We start from the raw sequence: 4342 nt of genomic DNA on the forward strand, positions 1-4342 counted from the left end.
AGGATCTGGAGGCATCGTGAAAGATTTACCGCCAAAGAGATCGGTGCTGCAATGTATTTTCCAGCTTCTCTTGTGAATATCAATTCCTATGAATAACTTTGGTAATGCAGTAACTCGGGTTTCCATATCTTTAGTTTTTATAGTGATTATTAAAGATACTCGATTACTGCTTTTTCATGGATGCTAACAGCAAATAGCGGGTATTGTGGTGAAAAGTGCTTTTTTAGAGACCAAGTAAGAAACAACAAAGCCGACAAGTTCGCGTCCTTACTCCACGCCACTTGCGTTAAACAAGACCGTTGTGCCCAATTAAAAATTAACATTTTTCCTTCGAATAATAATCAAATGATGTTACCTTTGATAATATCAAATGATAGTATCAAATGAAACCACCTTACGATATAACACCTAGTATTTTAAGATTTATAACTTCAATTTCTGAGAAAGTTGGAGCTATAAATGCAAACTATCTCAATAAACCCTCTCCCAAACTAAGGAAGGAAAATAGAATAAAGACAATTCATTCCTCTTTAAAAATTGAGGGTAACACTTTGACTGAAGAACAGATCACTGCATTGCTTGAAAATAAGAGAATAATTGGCCCAAAGAAAGACGTTAAGGAAGTTTTGAACGCAATTGAGATTTATGAACATTTAGAAAATTATAACCCATTTAATGAAAAATCATTTTTAGAATGTCATAAACATTTAATGGAGACCCTAATTGAAGGTGCTGGAAAATACAGAAGACAAGGAGTGGGGATAATGAAAGGTTCACAAGTTGAACACTATGCTCCCCCTCATGAAAATGTTCCGTTTTTAATGAAAGATCTATTTGGCTATCTAAAATCCTCAGAAGAAATAGAATTGATCAAAAGTTGCGTCTTTCACTATGAAATGGAATTTATTCATCCGTTTTTAGATGGAAATGGTAGAATGGGTAGATTGTGGCAAACATTAATTTTAATGGAAAAATATCCCGTTTTTGAATATTTACCCTTTGAAACTTTAATAAGCAAAGACCAAGAAAAATACTATAAAGCTTTATCGCAAAGTGACAAGTCTGGCAATTCAACATGTTTTATTGAATATATGCTCGGTGTAATTGATAAATCATTAGATGAATTATTAGACTTCAATAGTCGCACATTGACTGAAAAAGATCGACTTGAATATTTCTTGTCTCTCAACAAAAGAGAATTTACAAGAAAAGATTATATGGAAGTGTTTAAAGATATTTCTGCAGCTACTGCCAGCCGCGATTTGAAAAAAGGAGTCGAACTAAATTTTTTCAAAAAAGTAGGAGATAAAAACAAAACTCGATATCTAATTTAACTGGGCACAACATCGGTTAAGCGCAAATAGCGGGCATTCTGGTGAAAAGTGCTATTTTAGACATCAAGTAAAAAATAACTTAGCCGACAAGAACGTGTCCCTACTCCACGCTACTTGCCTTAACCAAGACCGTTGTGCATAATATTTCAGAATGAAAAAAATCCTAATAATTATAATAATTCTTTTAATCACTTCGTGTAAAAGTCAATATTCAACAGCGGAAATAAGAAATAATTTTACTCCAAATCAGGTTAAAGACTTAAATAAAATAACTGAATTCTTTAAAGAACAAATTTGCTTCAATACAGAATCTGATTTCAGAAAGTGTTATAAAAGAATTCCGCACGATTATTTAAAAGCAAATGGAAGTGGATTTTGGACAAATATAAATTTTGAGCAGCAAAAAGATTTATATGATCAAATTTCTAAAACAACTTTTAATGAGATTTGGATGTTTAGTAATGCGACTTTCAATCCAAGCGGAACAAAAGCGAAAAATCTTTCCGCAGTAGCTACAGGAAAATATCAGAATTTTTTAGCGGATTTTGGAAAAAGCAACGCTAGAATTGCAAAGTATGCAGAACGAATAAAAGCATTTGGCGACTATGGTGGATTTGATTTTGATTACAGAGAAATTCTCAAAGACAGAAATTCATTTGATTTAAAAGACCCAAACATACAATTGATTTTAGCAATCCATTATTTATCACTTAATGACCAGGATACAAGAAATAAAGCGCTAATGAGGACTAAAAAAACTCAATTTAAATAAAAATACTATGCACAACATCGGTTAAGCGCAAATAGCGGGCAATTGAGTGAAAAGTGCTATTTTAGACACCAAGTAAAAAACAACTAAGCCGACAAGAACGTGTCCCTACTCCACGCTACTTGCCTTAACCAAGACCGTTGGCAGCTATTTAAGAAAAAATGAAGAAAGAACAAAATTGTCCGAATTGCGATGGTCGTATTTACCTGACATATAATAAATCTGATTTAAAAAGAAAGTTTTTATTTGAGAATACTAAAATAGCAGAATTTAAAACTACTAATATTTACAGATGTTCAGTTTGTGCAACTGCATGGTATGATCATCAAGATTTCGATTCACTTTATTCTGTTGAAAAAGATGGGTTGAATAAATTATTAGAGTGGTCTTCCAAAAAACATGAATTGAATACAAGTATTTTTACATTTCTTAAGGAAATCGGAGCTACACCGGCAAATTTTTATGGAGATAAAAATCAAATTGAATTTCCTTGCAAATGTGTATTAAATAATGATGAAGAAATAGATTTTTGTTTAATAAGATTTCAAAATTTACCACCATTTTTAAATTCAACTGACTACGAAAAGGTGTTTTCGGTCAACGACATAAAATATATCCAGAGGTCTAATTTCGCATTAAATAAAATTATCAGGAAGAAATCCGCGAATGCAAAAGAATTAAGAAATGGATTTGCTCCAACAGCGGTAAAAGATCCAAATGATAATTACTTTGTTTTAAATTGGACAAAGAATTTTTTTAATATGAACGGTATAGTTGGATCATGTTTAGAATATGCAGAAAAGCATCCGCACGAAAAGGATATGATTTATGAGGACTCAAAATTATACATTACTTATATAATTGGAGATTGGAACGAGGAGCTTCTAAAACTGAGTATAACCTAATAAACAGCTGCCAACATCGGTTAAGCGCAAATAGCGGGCAATCTGGTGAAAAGTGTTATTTTAGAGACCAAGAAAAAAAACAACTAAGCCGACAAGAACGTGTCCCTACTCCACGCTACTTGCCTTAACCAAGACCGTTGGCATTAATTTGAGAAATGACAGAATTTAGAATAAAAGTTATTAAACAAAATAGGATTTCACTGTCTATTCTAATTATGGCAGTTGCCTTTCCATTTTGTTTGTTTTTGTCTGCTAAAATGGAACTGACTTTCCTCAAGATTATAGTGCCGATATTAATTTTAGTGTTTATAATAACATTATTATACTATTTCTCATTTGGACAAATAAAAATAACTTTAGAAAATAAGCAGCTGAACTTCAAATGGAATAAAAAACCAATATTCAACTTTAGAGAATATAACTCAATCGGAATTGAAGAAATCAAATCTATAATAGTTGAACAAGGAATATATCTGCGAAAATTAAAAACAAAAGACTTTGAAATAGAACTTGGCGGAATAAAATCGAGAAATACGGACTCTATAAAATTTCTTAATTTGTTGAAGAAAGAGACAAGTGTAAGGCCGAAAGATAGTTGGGATGTTTGGAAAGAACGCGGTTGGTTGACAATAGCTTATCGAGTTAATCTTTTGATTTTAATTATAGTAATTGGAATAGTAATTACATTTATAATTCTGAAAGGATTTGACTCAAAGCTATTATTGTTTATTCCATTAGTTTTAAGCCAACTGATTTTTAGCCATTTACAGATGAAAACCAAACTGAAATAAAAAACTAATGCCAACATCGGTTAAGCGCAAATAGCGGGCATTCAAACAAAAAGTGATATTTTAGAGACCAAGTAACAAACAACAAAGCCGACAAGAACGTGTCCCTACTCCACGCCACTTGCCTTAACCAAGACCGTTGTAAAACATTGCTCAGAAAGAAAATCTCGTAAAGAATATCGTTAAAATTTTGATTGACATCAAACATCTTTCGCAACTTTTACGCTGACTATTTCAAGATTTTGGAATACAATAAAAGCACTAAATTCTGATTTTAGTCAACGGAATTCGGAAAGATGAAAAAAGTAAAAAACCATACTCTTCCGATCAGTACGCTGACTTTTACTCTGACGGGAAAAAGTAAAATGAAAAATAGAAACTAAAGAAAATGATTTTAAAAGCTGTGCGCTGACTTTTACTCAAACGAGAAAAATGACAAATTTGACTAAGAACAAAAATGCTTTTGAATTTATAATTTAAAAACTGATTCTCACTCAGACTCAAAATAAATCAAGATTCAGAAAAGAACAAAACAACTTAAAAAGA

Annotated in this window: 4 protein-coding genes; all 4 read left to right on the forward strand. The window is 31.7% G+C overall.

The annotated features are described in order from the left end of the window. The first annotated feature begins 383 nt into the window (after window positions 1-383). The 4 genes from I130_RS14410 to I130_RS14425 all read left to right on the forward strand — a co-directional run bounded on the left by I130_RS14410 (window position 384) and on the right by I130_RS14425 (window position 3799). The gene (locus I130_RS14410; protein WP_034924788.1) at window positions 384-1334 is read left to right on the forward strand and encodes a Fic family protein; all 951 of its coding nucleotides are present in this window, start codon (window positions 384-386) and stop codon (window positions 1332-1334) included. 151 nt (window positions 1335-1485) lie between these two features. Further along, complete coding sequence (locus I130_RS14415; RefSeq protein ID WP_051119730.1) at window positions 1486-2106, forward strand: hypothetical protein; 621 nt, start codon at window positions 1486-1488, stop codon at window positions 2104-2106. Window positions 2107-2264: 158 nt separating this feature from the next. Continuing rightward, complete coding sequence (locus tag I130_RS14420) at window positions 2265-3008, forward strand: hypothetical protein (RefSeq protein WP_034924791.1); 744 nt, start codon at window positions 2265-2267, stop codon at window positions 3006-3008. A gap of 155 nt (window positions 3009-3163) precedes the next feature. Further along, a complete protein-coding gene (locus tag I130_RS14425; RefSeq protein WP_034924792.1) occupies window positions 3164-3799 on the forward strand; it encodes a hypothetical protein in 636 nt (211 codons plus the stop codon). Window positions 3800-4342: the final 543 nt, after the last annotated feature.

It is taken from the genome of Gillisia sp. CAL575, from assembly GCF_000403785.1.
Taxonomy (GTDB): domain Bacteria; phylum Bacteroidota; class Bacteroidia; order Flavobacteriales; family Flavobacteriaceae; genus Gillisia.